The organism is Ruminococcus flavefaciens (assembly GCF_900119075.1).
Classification (GTDB): Bacteria; Bacillota; Clostridia; order Oscillospirales; family Ruminococcaceae; genus Ruminococcus; species Ruminococcus flavefaciens_Q.
Window position 1 is genome coordinate 469178 of record NZ_FPIP01000001.1, and the last position, 16813, is coordinate 485990.

14 protein-coding genes and 2 tRNA genes are annotated in these 16813 nt (G+C 41.5%); 1 reads left to right on the top strand and 15 read right to left on the bottom strand.

Annotated features, from left to right (window positions below):
- Positions 1–9: 9 nt before the first annotated feature.
- The 15 genes from BT105_RS02120 to BT105_RS02190 all read right to left on the bottom strand — a co-directional run bounded on the left by BT105_RS02120 (position 10) and on the right by BT105_RS02190 (position 16478).
- Positions 10–393, bottom strand: coding sequence for a 4Fe-4S dicluster domain-containing protein (locus tag BT105_RS02120; RefSeq protein WP_072299178.1), 384 nt, complete (start codon positions 391–393; stop codon positions 10–12).
- On the bottom strand, positions 386–1183 hold the full coding sequence (locus BT105_RS02125; protein WP_072299179.1) for a CoB--CoM heterodisulfide reductase iron-sulfur subunit B family protein: 798 nt from the start codon (positions 1181–1183) through the stop codon (positions 386–388). The genes BT105_RS02120 and BT105_RS02125 overlap by 8 nt, the downstream gene beginning before the upstream one ends.
- Before the next feature lie 24 nt (positions 1184–1207).
- The gene (gene fumC / locus BT105_RS02130; RefSeq protein ID WP_072299180.1) at positions 1208–2584 is read right to left on the bottom strand and encodes a class II fumarate hydratase; all 1377 of its coding nucleotides are present in this window, start codon (positions 2582–2584) and stop codon (positions 1208–1210) included.
- 515 nt (positions 2585–3099) lie between these two features.
- Entirely contained in the window at positions 3100–3747 is a 648-nt protein-coding gene (locus tag BT105_RS02135; RefSeq protein WP_072299181.1) for a redox-sensing transcriptional repressor Rex, read from the bottom strand.
- Between the two features lie 21 nt (positions 3748–3768).
- The gene (locus tag BT105_RS02140; RefSeq protein WP_072299182.1) at positions 3769–4980 is read right to left on the bottom strand and encodes an NADP-dependent isocitrate dehydrogenase; all 1212 of its coding nucleotides are present in this window, start codon (positions 4978–4980) and stop codon (positions 3769–3771) included.
- A 43-nt stretch (positions 4981–5023) separates the two neighbouring features.
- On the bottom strand, positions 5024–5746 hold the full coding sequence (locus BT105_RS02145; RefSeq protein WP_072299183.1) for a TraX family protein: 723 nt from the start codon (positions 5744–5746) through the stop codon (positions 5024–5026).
- 13 nt (positions 5747–5759) lie between these two features.
- Positions 5760–7697, bottom strand: a complete 1938-nt coding sequence (locus BT105_RS02150; protein ID WP_072299184.1) for an aconitate hydratase — start codon at positions 7695–7697, stop codon at positions 5760–5762.
- A gap of 128 nt (positions 7698–7825) precedes the next feature.
- Positions 7826–9565 (bottom strand): ABC transporter ATP-binding protein, encoded by a 1740-nt coding sequence (locus BT105_RS02155; protein WP_072299185.1) that lies wholly within the window; start codon positions 9563–9565, stop codon positions 7826–7828.
- Positions 9558–11291, bottom strand: a complete 1734-nt coding sequence (locus BT105_RS02160; protein WP_072299186.1) for an ABC transporter ATP-binding protein — start codon at positions 11289–11291, stop codon at positions 9558–9560. The genes BT105_RS02155 and BT105_RS02160 overlap by 8 nt, the downstream gene beginning before the upstream one ends.
- 77 nt (positions 11292–11368) lie before the next feature.
- Complete coding sequence (locus tag BT105_RS02165; protein WP_177243907.1) at positions 11369–12601, bottom strand: UTP--glucose-1-phosphate uridylyltransferase; 1233 nt, start codon at positions 12599–12601, stop codon at positions 11369–11371.
- 152 nt (positions 12602–12753) lie between these two features.
- On the bottom strand, positions 12754–13650 hold the full coding sequence (locus tag BT105_RS02170; RefSeq protein WP_072299187.1) for a hypothetical protein: 897 nt from the start codon (positions 13648–13650) through the stop codon (positions 12754–12756).
- The gene (locus BT105_RS02175; protein WP_072299188.1) at positions 13647–14336 is read right to left on the bottom strand and encodes a class D sortase; all 690 of its coding nucleotides are present in this window, start codon (positions 14334–14336) and stop codon (positions 13647–13649) included. The genes BT105_RS02170 and BT105_RS02175 overlap by 4 nt, the downstream gene beginning before the upstream one ends.
- Complete coding sequence (locus tag BT105_RS02180) at positions 14336–15124, bottom strand: hypothetical protein (protein ID WP_072299189.1); 789 nt, start codon at positions 15122–15124, stop codon at positions 14336–14338. Before BT105_RS02180 ends, BT105_RS02175 begins: the two co-directional genes overlap by 1 nt.
- A gap of 94 nt (positions 15125–15218) precedes the next feature.
- Positions 15219–16304, bottom strand: a complete 1086-nt coding sequence (locus BT105_RS02185) for an SGNH/GDSL hydrolase family protein (RefSeq protein WP_072299190.1) — start codon at positions 16302–16304, stop codon at positions 15219–15221.
- 97 nt (positions 16305–16401) lie between these two features.
- Positions 16402–16478: transfer RNA gene (locus tag BT105_RS02190), tRNA-Arg, on the bottom strand.
- 176 nt (positions 16479–16654) lie between these two features.
- On the opposite strand from BT105_RS02190, the gene BT105_RS02195 reads away from it, so the two are divergent.
- A tRNA-Lys gene (locus BT105_RS02195) sits at positions 16655–16730 on the top strand.
- The last annotated feature ends 83 nt before the right edge of the window (positions 16731–16813 follow it).

Sequence of the window (16813 nt, forward strand, 5' to 3'; positions counted from 1 at the left end):
TGTCTCTCCTTACTTTATGTATTTTCTGAATGCTGTTACGATAGCCTGCTGCGGCAGATCGTCGTCAAGCATTTCGGGTATCTGATTCGGATTCATGTGATTATTTCCCTGCTGGCGTACAGCTGCAAGGCGTACAGCCTCTACCACCTTTGCGGGCTCAACGTTACGGGGACATCTGTCCACACAGGCAAAGCAGGTAAGACATTTGTATATGGACTTTGAATGCATCAGAGTCTCGATATCGCCGCGTTCTACCATATATACGAACTGATGTGGGTGGTATTCCATTTCATCGTATGAAGGGCAGGTTCCCGAACATTTGCCGCAGCGCATACATTTGAGCACGTTTACTCCGCTTGAACGCAGTACTTGTTCTTTTAAGTTCTTATCCATTTTGAACCTCCTTCAAGCCGAGAGCTTCAGCAAGGAGCTCTGTGAAATAATACACAGGAAGCTCTGTATCTGAGTTCTTTTTTAAGTTGTAAAGACACAGTGGACAGGCTGTTATTATCATATCAGCGCCCTGATCTTTAGCTGAACGTACAACAGCGCTGCTTCTCTTTGAAGCCTGAGCCTTGTCCTCAAGAGTTATATAACCGCCGCAGCATTCATTTCTCTGGGCGTAGATGACAGGAGTGCCGCCGATCGCTTTTATAAAATCTTCCATTATAGTTGGATTTTCAGGATCGTCCATTGCAAGTGCCTTTGAAGGACGAAGCAGCAGACAGCCGTAATATGCAGCGATTTTCTTCCCTTTGAGAGGATTTACCACCTTCTGTGCAAGGGTGTCGAATCCTACTACATCACGGAGCATCTCAAGATAATGATAAACAGTCGTTTCTCCGTTGTAGGGCTCTGGAAGTTTGAGATAATTATTTACTTTAGCAGCCATTTCCTCATCGTTGGAAATATCGTAATTAGTCTGCTTTATAACGTTATGACAGGCTGAACAGACTGTGATAAGCGGTCTGTTCAGTTCCTTGGCGGAGTTAAGTGTTCTTACTGCTGAGAGCTTTGTGGCAATTTCGTCCTTTGCGGTGGTATACGCGCCGCCGCAGCACTGCCAGTCTGCAGGTTCTTCGAGGTTTATACCGAGACATTCTGCACTTTTTCTTGCATAAGTATCAAGATCTTTGGCCTTTGTTCTAAGTGTACACCCCGGGTAGTAAGTAAAGGTTTCCATATATGCGATTCCTTTCTTGTATGATCAGACCATTTCCTCTGGGTGGAATACCTCGTCGAAACGCTCGGCAGTAAGGAAACCAAGTTCAACGCAGGCTTCTTTGAGGGAAATATTGTCTTTAAATGCTTTTTTAGCTGTTTTTGCTGCATTTTCATAGCCGATATAAGGATTAAGAGCGGTTACCAGCATAAGAGAATTATGCAGATTATGGTGCATTTTCTCCTTATTGGCTTTAATGCCGACAGCGCAGTTCTTGTTGAATGATGTTATCGACTCGGTAAGAAGTCTTGCGGATTGCAGGAAATTATATGCACATACAGGCATAAATACGTTGAGCTCAAAATTGCCCTGAGAAGCAGCCATGCCTACTGTTACGTCGTTTCCCATTACCTGGACTGCGACCATAGTTACCTGCTCGCACTGTGTTGGATTGACCTTGCCGGGCATTATGGACGAACCGGGTTCGTTCTCCGGAATGAATATCTCACCGAGACCGTCACGAGGACCTGAAGCAAGCCATCTTACGTCGTTGGCTATCTTCATCATGTCGGCTGCAAGAGCTTTAAGTGCGCCGTGTGCAAATACTATTTCGTCTTTTGAAGTAAGAGAGTGGAATTTATTGGGAGATGATATGAATTTTTTGCCTGTAAGCTCACTTATCTTTTCAGCTGCCTTGTCAGCAAAGCCCTTTGGAGCATTAAGTCCTGTTCCGACAGCTGTGCCGCCTACTGCAAGTTCTTTAAGCTCTTCGCAGGCGGATAAGAGCATTTTTTTATCCTTTTCAAGTGAAGCTCTCCAACCGCTGATCTCCTGTGAGAATTTGATAGGAGTTGCGTCCTGTAAATGTGTTCGTCCGCTCTTAACAACGCCTTCATTTTCTGCTTCAAGGCGTTTAAAGGTAGCTATAAGAGTGTTGATAGCCGGAACGACCTTATCTTCAACTGCAAGAACAGCTGCGATATGCATTGCCGTCGGAAATGTGTCATTTGATGACTGACTCATGTTGATATCATCGTTTGGGTGGAGCAGCTTTGAACCTGCAATTTCATTACCTCTGTTTGCGATGACCTCGTTGGTGTTCATATTGGACTGAGTACCGCTGCCTGTCTGCCATACAACAAGTGGGAAATGCTCGTTGAGAGAACCGCTTATTACCTCATCGCAAGCCTGACTGATAGCTGAAAGCTTTTCGGCAGTCATTTTTTTAGGCTTGAGATCGTGGTTTGCAAGAGCAGCAGCTTTTTTCAGTATTCCAAGTGCATGAGTGATCTCACGCGGCATAGTTTCGATACCGACACCGATAAGGAAATTTTCGTGGCTTCGCTCGGTCTGAGCGCCCCAGTACTTATCAGCAGGAACCTTTACTTCGCCCATGGAATCATGTTCAACGCGATAATCCATTTTAATATCCACTCCCAGAAAAATTTCAGATCCTGTGTCGAAAGACATCAGAATATACTTTAAACTATCACATATAATAAGTATAACAGCATATTATGAATAATTCAAATTCAAGTTAAGAATAGCGCTATTCAGATATTGATATATAATTAACAATGATATATTTACAAATATTTTATATAACACCTGCACAGTATATTTATTTTTATATTACTGATTTGATAGGTATTGCATTTATGTAACAAACAGTATATTTTTCTGGGGGTGCAACATACATTTCGTTATAATACAGGCAATTATAACTATAAAACCAGTGGTCATTCCTTTAGAAATTTATGATATGAGAATTTCATTTTGGAAAAAATAAGCTTTATTTTTTATGCAAAGCTTATAATTAATGATAAAAATATCGCATACTATAATTCCTAATAATATATAAAGCATAATAAAGATTGATATTTTTTTCACAGCTTGATATCAAAAAAGCGAAGCACATCCCTGCTTCGCTTTTTGAGTTATTTACTTTCGCTTGATTCGAGATTATTCAATCCGTATGAAAGCGTTGTAAGACTATCTCCAAGATGAACATTTTCAACAGCGATACCCTTATGTGTAACTTTCAGGTCGTAGTGGGTGAAGTTCCAGAACGCCTTTATTCCACACTCTATAAGAGTATTGGCAAGCTTTTCTGCTGCATTCATAGGTACGCAAAGAATAGCAGCTATCGGCTTGTTTTCCGTACAGAATGTACTTAGCTCATCTGTGCTTCTGACTTTCAGCTCGCCTATTTCCTTGCCGATGATATCAGGATTTACATCAAAAGCGCCGATAAGATCAAAGCCCTTATTGTGGAAATCAATATGGGAAGCAATTGCTTTTCCGAGATTTCCTGCGCCGAGCAGTATCATCGGAGTCTGCTTGTCAAGACCGAGTATCTTGCCTATTTCCAGACGAAGATCGCTGACGTTATAACCGTAGCCCTGCTGACCGAATTCGCCGAAGCAGTTGAAGTCCTGCCTTATCTGTGAAGCGGTAAGCCCCATTTTTTCGGAAAGCTCTCTCGATGATATTCTTACGTAGCCGTTATGTTCGAGCTCGCCGAGAAAACGGTAATAACGAGGAAGTCTTCTTATTACAGAGTTTGATATTGAGTCCTTTGACATTATTATATGCCTTCTCTCTTATTACATTAATTTATCAAGCCTGATCTTTATTTCGTCAAGGAAGGTCTTTGAATCGACCTTTTTCTTATTGTCGAGCTTGGATATAAGATAAAGATCACCTGTCATTACGCCGTCTTCGATAGTCTGGATAGTAGCTTTTTCAAGCTTATCAGCGAATGTGCAGAGCTCAGGAGTGTTATCGAGCTCTCCCCTCTTTCTTAGCGCTCCGCTCCATGCAAAAATTGTTGCAACGGAGTTTGTAGATGTCTCTTCTCCCTTAAGATACTTGTAGTAATGACGCTGAACAGTACCGTGTGCAGCTTCATATTCGTAAATTCCGTCAGGTGAAACGAGAACAGAAGTCATCATTGCAAGGCTGCCGTAAGCTGTAGATACCATATCTGACATTACATCGCCGTCATAGTTCTTACAAGCCCAGATATAACCGCCGTTTGAACGGATAACTCTTGCTACAGCGTCGTCTATGAGTGTGTAGAAGTACTCAATTCCTGCTGCTTCGTACTTCTCCTTGTACTCGTTATCGTAAATCTCCTGGAAAATATCCTTGAAACGATGGTCGTACTTCTTTGAAATAGTGTCCTTTGAAGCGAACCAAACGTCCTGCTTAAGGTCGAGACCATAATTGAGACAAGCTCTTGCAAAGCCTGCGATAGATGCGTCAAGGTTGTGAAGTCCCTGAATGATACCGTCGCACTTTGTGAACTCGTGGATAAGCTCTCGTGTTTCATTGCCGTTTTCGTCTGTAACAACGAGCTCAGCCTTGCTGCCCTTATTTACACGCATTTCTGTGTTCTTGTATACGTCGCCGTATGCGTGACGAGCAATTGTGATAGGCTTTGTCCATGTTGGGATATATGGCTCGATACCTTTAACGATGATAGGAGTACGGAAAACTGTACCGTCAAGAGCGGCACGGATAGTGCCGTTTGGTGACTTCCACATCTGTGTGAGATTATACTCAGGCATTCTTGCGGCGTTAGGTGTGATGGTTGCACACTTTACTGCAACGCCGTACTTTTTGGTAGCCTCAGCGGAGTCTATAGTTACCTGATCCTTGGTCTCTTCTCTGTGCTTGAGACCAAGGTCGTAATATTCGGTATTAAGCTCTACATATGGTTCAAGGAGAGTTTCCTTTATCCACTGCCAGAGAATTCTTGTCATCTCGTCGCCGTCCATTTCGACCAGCGGAGTTTTCATAGTTATTTTGGACATTGGTTTTTACCTCCATATTAATTTGCATAATGTATTAAATGCATTAAATATAATTATAATATAAATATCCCAATATAAAAAGATGTAAGGGATAAAAGACATAAAATATCCATTTTGATATTTTTCCTCCGCCTCTTTTGCCGTTATACAGCATAATTACTATCGCGGGGACGAATAAACCGAATTTATACCAGTTCATCGCAAAAATATCAAATTGACCTTTTATAAGATACTCTATAACCGGCAGACAATACCAAGTTGCAGCAATAGAGTATGCGATACATTGCTTTTTTTTATCGCCGCGAGCAAATTCAAACGAAAGCGTAAACACTATTGCGGTCATACCCCAATCGCATTTATCGGCAAAAAACGCGGCAATTGCAATAAGAGGAAACTTGTATGCAATACTCAGCTTTTTTGTATTAACAATGTTGACACTCAGCAAGCATAACGTAAGCGTTGCTATAACACTTGATTGTGTAAAACTGAAGAATGTACCGTAAAAGCCATATGAATATGCAAAATGCGAGATCACTGCGAAAATAATCATTCTTATGTAATATTTTCGCAGATTTTTTGTGTAATGATAGCCCTCGCAGATGAAATAACACATAACAGGTATTGTAAAACGACCTATAAAACGCATTATACCATATGCTAATGAATCACACGGGACAAATATATATGCAAAGTGATCGATAAACATAGCGATAATAGCTATGTACTTTAATTCGGTAGCGAAAAGGCCTCTTTTTTTAGTTCCCATAAAAACTAAAAGATCATTTCATAGACTCTCTTGTGAAATCAAGAAGTCCACCTGCAAGCATAATATCCTTTGTACGTCCCGAAAGCTCGCAAAGTACGGGTATTTCCTTGCCGTTAGTCTTGTTTACAACGGTAAGCTCACTCTTTCCTGCTTCTACTACTTTTCTTACGTCTGCAAGTACAAGCTCATCGCCCTGTGAAATGCTGTCATAATCGGCTTCGTTTACGAATGTAAGAGGAAGAATACCTGCGTTGATAAGATTTGCACGATGGATACGTGCAAATGATTTAACGAGAACAGCCTTTACACCAAGGTAAAGCGGAGCAAGTGCGGCATGCTCACGTGATGAGCCCTGACCGTAGTTGGAACCGCCTACTATTATGCTCTTGCCGAGAGACTTAGCTCTCTCAGGGAAACTTTCATCGCATACAGCAAAGCAGTGCTGTGAGATCTTCGGAATATTTGAACGAAGAGGAAGTATCTTGGCACCTGCGGGCATAATGTGGTCTGTAGTGATGTTATCGCCGACCTTGAGTGAAACAGGAGCGTCGATAGTTTCAAGAAGCGGAGCTGTCTCCGGATATGGCTTGATGTTTGGTCCGCGGAGAATCTCTACGCTGTCCATTTCCTCAACAGATGCAGGAGGAACGATCATATTATCGTTGATGACAAATTCCTCGGGGAGCTTGAATTCAGGCATATCACCAAGCTCTCTCGGATCAGTGAGATAGCCTGTAAGTGCTGAAACAGCAGCCATTTCAGGTGATACGAGGTAGATCTGACCGTCCTTAGTACCTGAACGGCCTTCAAAGTTTCTGTTAAAGGTTCTGAGAGAGATACCCTTTGAGTTAGGAGACTGTCCCATACCGATACATGGACCGCAAGCGCTTTCGAGGATTCTTGCACCTGCGTCGATAAGTATTGAAAGCGCACCATTCTGAGCAAGCATATTGAGTACCTGCTTAGAGCCGGGAGCGATAGCAAGTGATACATCAGGATTAACAGTCTTGCCCTTGAGGATATGAGCGACCTTGAGCATATCAAGGAGTGAAGAGTTTGTGCATGAACCGATACATACCTGATCTATCTTGAGTCTGCCTATCTCCTCAACGCTCTTAACGTTATCAGGAGAATGAGGACAGGCAGCAAGAGGAACGAGTTCGCTGAGGTTTATCTGAAGCTCCTCGTCGTATACAGCGTCAGGATCAGCAGCAAGAGGAGTCCATACCTCTTCACGCTTCTGAGCTTTGAGGAACTGCTTTGTGATCTCATCTGATGGGAAGATAGATGTTGTAGCGCCAAGCTCTGCGCCCATATTTGTTATAGTAGCTCTTTCAGGAACTGAGAGAGTCTTTACGCCTTCGCCGCAGTACTCGATTACCTTGCCTACGCCGCCCTTAACGGACATTCTTCTGAGGACTTCAAGAATAACGTCCTTAGCAGCTACCCAAGGCCTGAGCTTTCCGGTGAGTTCAACTTTAACTACCTTTGGGCAGGTTATGTAATATGCGCCGCCGCCCATTGCTACAGCAACATCAAGTCCGCCTGCACCGATAGCGATCATACCGATACCGCCGCCTGTAGGTGTATGGCTGTCAGAACCGATAAGAGTCTTTCCCGGGATACCAAAACGCTCAAGATGAACCTGATGACAGATTCCGTTGCCGGGGCGTGAGAAGTATATACCGTGCTTCTTGGCTACACTGCCGATGAATCTGTGGTCATCAGCATTCTCGAAACCGCTCTGGAGAGTATTGTGATCTATGTAAGCAACTGAACGCTCGGTCTTTACGCGAGGAACGCCAATAGCTTCAAATTCGAGGTAAGCCATTGTGCCTGTAGCGTCCTGAGTAAGAGTCTGGTCGATACGGATACCGATCTCCTGACCTTTTACATATTCGCCGTCAACCAAGTGTGCTTTGAGGATCTTTTCAGTTAAAGTTAAACCCATTGAAGATCATTCCTTTCAATACATAAAAAATACATATTTATTTTACAACATTTTACGCAGTTTGTCAAGAATTAAACAAAGTTTTTTATAAGAAACAAAAAGAGCCTCATAAGAAGCTCTTTTTTACATTATGAAGCGAACTGACTGTTGTACAATTCTGCGTAAAATCCGCCGTTTTTCATAAGCTCGCTGTGACTTCCCTGCTCTATTATATTTCCCTGTTTCATGACAAGGATAACATCTGAGCTCTTGATTGTAGAAAGTCTGTGGGCAATAACGAAGCTTGTTCTGCCCTCCATAAGCTTCTGAAAAGCTTTCTGTATCCTCTGTTCGGTGCGAAGATCTATAGAGCTTGTAGCTTCATCAAGAATAAGCATCGGTGGATCCATGAGCATTATTCGTGCTATACAGATAAGCTGCTTTTGTCCCTGAGACAGACCGCTGTCCTCACTTATCACTGTATCATAGCCCTGCGGCAGCCTTTTTATGAATCCGTGCGCATAGACAGCCTTTGCGGCTTCGATTATCTGCTCCCGTGTTGCATCAGGAGCTCCGTAAGCGATATTTTCAGCTACAGTTCCTGTAAACACCCATGTTTCCTGCAATACCATGCCAAAGCAGCTTCTGAGACTATCACGGGTGATATCGTTGATATTTTTACCTGATATCATTATATTTCCGCTGTTTATATCGTAAAAGCGGAGCAAGAGATTGATAATGGTCGATTTACCGCAGCCCGTAGGTCCTACGATAGCTATACGCTGTCCGCTTTTTACATCGAGAGTAAAGTTTTCAATAAGCTTTCTGTCGGGGGTGTACGAAAAGAAAACATCATTGAATTCAAGACTTCCGTCGCATGATGTAAGCTTTTCCTTGTTGGAATCGTTGGGAACTTCTTTTTCGTCAAGTACATCAAATACGCGCTGTGCAGAAGCTATGGCGTTCTGAAGTTCTGCGATAACTCCTGATATCTCGTTGAAGGGCTTTGTGTACTGATTAGCATAGGCAAGAAAGCTTGACAGCTTACCTACTGACATATAGCCTATTATTGATGAATAGCCGATAACGCCGAGAGCGCCAAGCATACCTACTGCCGCGTAAATAAGTCCGTTTACGAATCTGGTTGTAGGATTGGTCATGGAGCTGAAAAATGTTGCTTTTGCGCCGATTTTGCCGTAAGCGGTGTTTATCTCGTCGAAACGCTTTTCTGCTCTTTCGTCATAGACAAAAGCCTTGACTATCTTTTGATTGCCTGCCATTTCCTCCGCAAGTCCTACCATATCACCGCGCAGCTTGGACTGCTTCATATACGAATCGTGAGAAGCCTTTGTTATTCGTGAAGCTGCGACAAATGAAAGAGGTGTAAGAATTACTACAACAATGGCTATCTTCACGTTTATTGTCATCATGAAAATGAGCGTTCCGATGATAGTGACTATACCGCTGAAAAACTGAGTAAATCCCTGCAATAAGCCGTCTGAGATTATCTCAATATCATTGATGACGCGGCTTGTGAGCTCGCCTTTTGTGTGTCCGTCGATATATTTCAGAGGAACTCTTTCAAGCTTGTTAAATATATCTGCTCTCAGATCGCGTATGGTGAGAAAAGCAAGCTTATTTGTGCATAAACTCATGAGCCATTGAAAAAACGTACTTGCAATTACTATAACGGCAAGAGTTATAATGATTTTCAGAAGTTTGTCGAAGTCTACGTTTCCTTTTCCAACACAGCAGTCAACTGCCTCGCCGATAAATACAGGTACAGACAGAGAAAGCGCTACTCCGAGACCTGCAAAAATCACAGTCAGAAAAAAGAATTTCAGGTAGGGACGCGCATATGAGAATACACGTTTCAATGTTTTAAGCATTATTCTCCCCCTCCCTCTGATTCATCTGTGAACGGTATATCTCATTATAGACCTCACAGTTATCGATAAGTTCGTCGTGAGTACCGATTCCGACAGCTTCACCGTCGTCCATAACGATTATTTTATCAGCGTCTTTAAGTGAAGTCGTTCGCTGAGAGATCATAATAACAGTGGTATCAGGCATATCACTGCTGAGCGCTCTTCTCAGGGCAAGGTCTGTTTTATAATCCAGAGCACTGGTCGAATCATCGAGAATTAAGATATCAGGCGAACCTATAAGAGCGCGTGCAATAGCTATTCTCTGCTTCTGACCTCCTGAAAGGTTCTTTCCTCCCTGAGATACTACAGTGTCAAGTCCGTTTGGAGTTTGCTTGACAAATTCCCATGCCTGAGCGGTTTTCAAAGCGGAGACTATTTCATTATCAGTTGCATCAGCTTTTCTCCAGCGCATATTTTCACGGATAGTTCCCGAAAAAAGCACGGCTTTCTGCGGAACTGTGCCTATCCTGCTTCTGAGCTCGGACGAATCGAAGTCATTGACATTTATACCTGATATACTTACTTTACCGTTAGTTGCTCTATAAAAGCATGGTATAAGGTTGGCAAGCGTAGACTTTCCGCAGCCTGTACCGCCGATTATTCCGAGCATTTGTCCTTTTTTCAGTGAAAAGCTTATGTTTCTTACGGAATAATCTCCTGCACCCTCATAAGAGAAAGAAACATCGTTAAATTCGATAATGTTCTCTGATTTATTGTCAAAATCAGCTATATCGCCGCTTCTTTCGGCTGGAAGCACAAAAACTTCGCTTATTCTGTTAGCCGAAGCAAGAGCTTTTGTAAAGATAACGATAAGATTTGCAAGAACAACAAGTGCAAGAAGTATCTGCGTCATGTAGTTGGTGAACGCCGTAAGCTCACCCTGAGTAAGTCCACCGATATTTATGCGTTTTCCGCCGAACCATATTACGGCTACGATACCGAGGTTCATTACCATGAATGCCACAGGATTGAGTATTGCAGATATTTTGCCGACAGCAATTGAACAGGCTGATATTTCGTCAACTGCTTCTTTAAATTCGTCGATTTCCTCCTGCTGACGTGAAAAAGCACGTATTACCCTTGCTCCTTCCAGTCCTTCGCGTGTTAAAGTTGATGCTCTGTCAAGACATTTCTGTGTTTTTTTATACATCGGAACGGTCTTTTTCATTATAAGGAATATAATTACGGAGATAAGCGGAGCAACAACAAAGAATATAAGCGATAGCTTTACATCTATGGTCACAGCCATAACAGCCGCTCCGATAACAAGAAAAGGCGCTCTTACAGCAAGACGGATAAACATATTGACTCCGTTCTGAACAGTGTTGGAGTCGTTTGTAAGTCTGTTTACCAGAGAGGAAGTACCTATTTTATCGATACTGCTGTAGGAGAGCTTATTGATGTGCTTGTATAAGGCTGAACGAAGCTCCGTACCAAAACCGTAAGCACATTTTGCGGCGAGATACTGGCAGGTCAGAGCAAAGCAAAGTCCGCAGACTCCCAGCAAAACTATAAGTCCGCTCATTCTGAAAATATAGGAACTGTCATTTCTTCCTATGCCGTTATCGATTATTTTAGCCATTACAACAGGCACGATAAGCTCAAAAATCGCCTCCAACAGCTTGAAAAAAGGTCCTAATATGAGCTCTTTTTTGTAATTTTTCAGATATTTCAAAAGATCCTTCATTTATAATCAAAACACCCACTTTTTCCATACATAGGCAACGACACTTCTGAATCATCAAAAGTGCCGTTGTTTTACTTTTATATACTTACGCCGTTTGCTTTAAGAAGCTCTCTTGCAGAATCAACAGAATCAACGCCTGTTGCATTTTTTACAGGAGCGAATTCTTTTTCACGAACAACTTCGTACGCAAGACAGCTGTCCTGCATATGTACCATATCAAGAACCAGAGTCTCGAATTTGTGTCCGTTTGGTTCGGACGGGATAATGTATTCGCCGTTCTCGTTCATATAAGGTATCTTCTTGTCAACTATATGAACAGGCAGTTTTTTGTCGCATATCTCTTCAAGCTTTGCAACGTTGAAAAGATAATTGAGGATAACGCCGTATTTATATGCAAGCTCTCCGTTTTCATTTAGAAGAGTGCGCATTTCTTCTGTCATCTCGTAGTATTCAACGATAGAGGGCATACCGTCCTCAAGGCAGAGAACTCCAACCTTTTCATCAGGTGAAGCCTTGCTTACGACCTTACCGCCTGACTGGAGACCTGATTTTATAACAGCTCCGATAAATCCGGGATCTGTGATACGCTGAAGAACATTGTCAACAGCAAATACATTTAGCCATTCTACGCCTTTTTCTTTGATCTCATCAAGAAGCCCTGCTCTTACCAGAGATGAGAACCAGCCGCCGTTTCCGTTTGGCGATATGGATATCTTTGATTTGCTTTCCATTAATATTTTGCCGTCAAAATCTACGGAAGGAGCCATATCCTGTATAAAGAAGCGGATATACTGCGGATCGTAGCCAAAATAATTCTTTTCCTTGAAGAACTCTGTTGTATCTTTGTGGTTCTTCTCGCTTGTCATGATATAGAGCGGGATCCACGCATCAGCAAGCTTTACGACGTCCATGAGATTATTGATAAGACATTCAAAAATGTAAAGTTCCTTGTTTACGCCTATATTAAACATACCCTTTGGCTTGTCAAAGCCAAGTCTTGTGCCCTGTCCGCCTGCTAAAAGTACGGCAGCCGCCTTGCCTGCCTTTATGGCTTCGATTCCTGCTTTGATATATTCATCGCTGTTTGAAGCTATATTATCTATTGTTACAGCACCCAGCGGCTCAAATTTGCCGCGGACCGAATTGCTGTTTTTTTCAGCGTTAAGATTGTTGAGAACAGAAAAATCTATTATTTCTATCTGACCAAGAAGCTCCTGCTTACCTGCTTCGTCAAGTTCGTCATAGTGTTTTAAAATGTGTTCCTGTCCGTATTTTGAGAGGATACGGAGCGCGTCATCTCGATTTATCATAAACTCCTCCTTGAAAGCGGCTTTTACCGCATGATTTTATATATTATAGCATAAGATATTAAAATAGTCAATGGCATTAATGTACAATATTTTGCTATTTATTGCTGTATTGATAAAAAAGCAGCTGCCTTCTCAGGCAGCTGCTTGGTAACTTAATTAATTTTTGTTGGTTTTACATTTGGGTATTTTTTCTTTTCATGAGTTACCCCGTAAATCACCATAAGCGAGATTCCGATTACAGCAAGAGCTATGCTTGCAGCCGCAAAAGCTTCGGTATACTTATACATAAGGCTGGTAAAAGCTTTAAAAACAGGTACTTGCTTGATAGTAAACGAATCATAATAACGAGCTGCGATTAGGTATATGCTTGGAACAGCTCCGAGTATGCCTGCAACTATCGAAGAAACACCGCACCAGTACATAGCTGTTATTTTCTTCTTGTGATTGATAAGAGTCAGAAGAATTATCATCAGTACTATCGCACCAAGAACCGCGATCGAAGCCTCTATGCGGTGAGAATATACTTTTGCGAGCTTTGAAAGGATACCATGCTGATTCATGGAAGAAAACTTGTATACATCACAGAAAGAACCTATTGTTGTATAGGCATTTTCCTTGGTATTGCGAAGCTTTAAGCCGAAATTATCGTCCTTTTCGTAGTTGTTTTTTTCTGCGAAAGAATTGAAGAAATTATCGATATTTTCTTCAAGCTTTGCGTTTTTAGGGTGGACTGAAGCCATTTTAGTGCCGCTTTCAAGAGCTTCAAAGGCAGAATCTATATAAGCTTCTTCGTATGAGCGGATATAATTTTCATCTATCGCGTCCATAAAAACCTCGGCAGGGATTCCTGTTGTATTGTACTTATCCTTGTAATACTTGCTTATCTCGGGATAAATACTTGTTTCGAGGGAATTCTTCTGTGCAAGCTTCTTGAGCTTTTCACCTGAGATATTGATGTCTACAAGCAGCATTGCCGAGCCTGCTATTGTAAGAAAAACAAGTAATATCGAAACTATCAGTGAGGGAAGATATGTGCTGATCTTTTTCAATTTGAACTCCCCTCTCCTGCTTTTTTGTAGAATTTCTTTTCTGTAGGCTCGCAAATAACACCGATTCTTTCATCAGCATTACCGAGTATATCCTTTTTGCAGGTATATAGCGTAAGCTTTGAAGAAGCTGACGGAGAAACGTATTTGCCGTCTTTTTTATTGAATGTTATTTGCTCTTTGACTTTATAGGTGAATTCACCATAATTTGTCTTTAAGGTAACTGTATCGCCGCTTTTCAGTTTGTTAAGCTGTGAGAAAAAGGTGTCCTCATGGGCACTGATGACAGTATTTCCGTCCTCACCTGCAATCTTTGAACCTGATGACTGACAAGCTCCGCGCTCAAAAAGCTCTGAATTGCTGCCCCAGTAAACAGGGATAGAAATATCAAAGGCAGATGTTGTAAGAACAGCATACATTTCGCCGAATTTCGGGCGTATTATTTCGCCCTCATCGTATGTCTGACCGTCAAATTCGTCTATAATATCGTTGTCTCTTACAACAAGTCCTGAGCCTGCGGCTTCGGGAGTTGCTTTCAGATTATCCATAAATGCAAGATTAAGATAAACCTTGAGCTTGTCCGACGGCTTTATCATTGCTGCAATGAATATTCCGACGCAAAGAAACAATACGATAAAAGGAGTTATGATATGGATAAATGCGCTATCTTTTTTCTTTTTTTCAGCCATTATTCTTCTGCTCCATTTGCTTTAAGTTTACGCATAACAAGAAACAGCGCAGAAATACCTATGCCCATAAATGCAGCTACACAGGCTAAAATGCCTCTTCTGTCATATCCTGTATCCTCAACGGAAGCTCCTGCTGTAGAAACGTTAAGAAGCTCGCCGCTTTCATTTCTCATTGCTATGGTAAGTGAACTGTCGCTTATTTCGTCAACAGTAATATTAAGTCCCATTTGCTCTGCCGCCTCTGAAAGCTTGCCTACGATCTGGAGCTTCTGCTCAGAAGGACTCTGCTTCATAAGACTTCTGTATTCCTCGGGCGTCAGATTATCGATTATAGCCTGCTGCTGAGCTTCAGGAAAGCTTCTTACATAAGCCATTTTTTCATCGTATGACATATTGATAAAGGCTGTAACGCTTATTCTTGTAAATGTTGTTCCGTCGCTTGCAGTAAGAGTTATACCGTCATCTACGGTTTCCGGATTTTCGGGATCGTTGGCGACGGTCGTTGTCGTTGGAACACTTGGCACCTGCGGACCTACAGTTATTATCTGATTTCCTGCTTCGTGAAGCTTCTGGATAGCCTTATCAAGGATTTCCGACGGATAATCCTGTGGGTGTGCGTTATATTCGTTGTATCCTGCCTGAATATCTTCCTCTGAGTAGCCGTATGATCTTGCAACAGCAGCAACATCATCGGCTGTTGTTGCATATACATTTGCAGAAAAAGCTACAGAAGCTCCTGCTATGACAGCTGAAGAAGCTAAAGCAGAAATTATCTTTTTAATGTACATATAAATCCCTCCAATCTCATATATACAATAAACATTATACCTTTTAATCAGAATAATGTCAAGAAATATTATAACATAATGAGCTTTTTAGCTTTTAAGAGTTCTTGATAAGCTCTTTTCTGAGAAGTACAAGGTCGAAAATATCAACTGCATTATCTTTATTCATGTCATATTTTTCAAGTGTTGCCTCAATATCAGCAATTCCAAGGAGATACTTCTGAAGCTCTACAAGATCAGCGACTTTATAAGAGTTTTTTTTGGTAGGTTTATTTTTCAGGTAATTATCGATCTGTTCAGCCCAGTACTCTCCCATAAGCTTGTATCCCTTGTTGTTTGGGTGAACGCCGTCCATAAGCTGAGTTTTGACATCGGTAATTACAGAAGCAACATCTGCAGAGCGCAGATAAGGACCATCTAAATCTTGTATATCAGGGCTTTCACGCTCTGATGTAATATCCCAATTGTTCGCGATTTTTACTGCTATCTTTTTTTGAACCAAAGCTGTAAGATTTGAATTATACGTAATAAGCTGTTTTATTATTTTTTCTTCTGCTTCTTCATCTGAGTAATTAGTCTGCCAGTCTGCTGAATGGCGGTAGTTGCTGAACCAGTTATAAACCTCATGACGATTCGGATCAACATCGGGGATAGTTGTTACAAAAAGAGTAGCGTTTTTTGATATATTGCCAAGTATATAGTCTATAAGCTCTTCAAGATCAGAATGAGTTTTGTTTGCGTCATAATTATCAATTATATTATTTGTGCCGATTTGAAGAATGACAATATCAGGCTTGCAGGTCTCGAGGCAGTTTGTGGATTTCAGCGTTTCAAGGATACCGTTTCTGCCGGAGTATTCCTTTATAGTATATCCGCTGTAGCCTGTATTATCGTCATCATAAGTGAAGCTTTCTCCTGTTTCATCGTCGGAAAACTCGATTTTCATATCGTTTCCCTTTGAACCGACCATATCTATATCATATCCTTTTTTAGTAAGCTCATTATAAAAATATTTGCGATAAGAGCCTGTTACACCGTATCCGTCGGTTATCGAATCGCCTATTGCCATGATTTTTATAGGTTCTGAGCCTGTTTTATCCTCGCAGACGGCAGTTTTGTTTGAAAAAAACATTCCTGTATATGTCATAGCTAAGGCCGTCAGGATTGAGATAAACTTTTTCATATAGTCCTCCTATTGAGTTTTTTATGATTATATCATGGAAATGTTAAATTTTCAAGTAAAAAAGCAAAAAGCCCTACGAAAAATCGTAAGGCTTTTTTGGCGTGCCTGGAGGGATTCGAACCCCCGACCTACTGGTTCGTAGCCAGTCACTCTATCCAGCTGAGCTACAAGCACATCGTTTGATGACTTAAATATTATATCATGATATTACAGAAATGTCAACAACAAATCAAAAAAACGTCAAGTTGCACTAAATATTTTTGCAATTGTTGGCTTATAGACTGATTTTATAAAAAAGGCGGAAAAGCCTTGACAACCAAGCTAAAAATTGATATAATTATTTTTGTTGTGAGACATTAGCTCAGTCGGTAGAGCATACGCCTTTTAAGCGTAGGGTCGAGGGTTCAAATCCCTCATGTCTCACCAGCGCCTCGGCAATAGTCGGGGCGTTTTTATTTTACCTCATATATGCCTTTATTACGGTCATGCTCGGAGTGAAGGCATTTTAT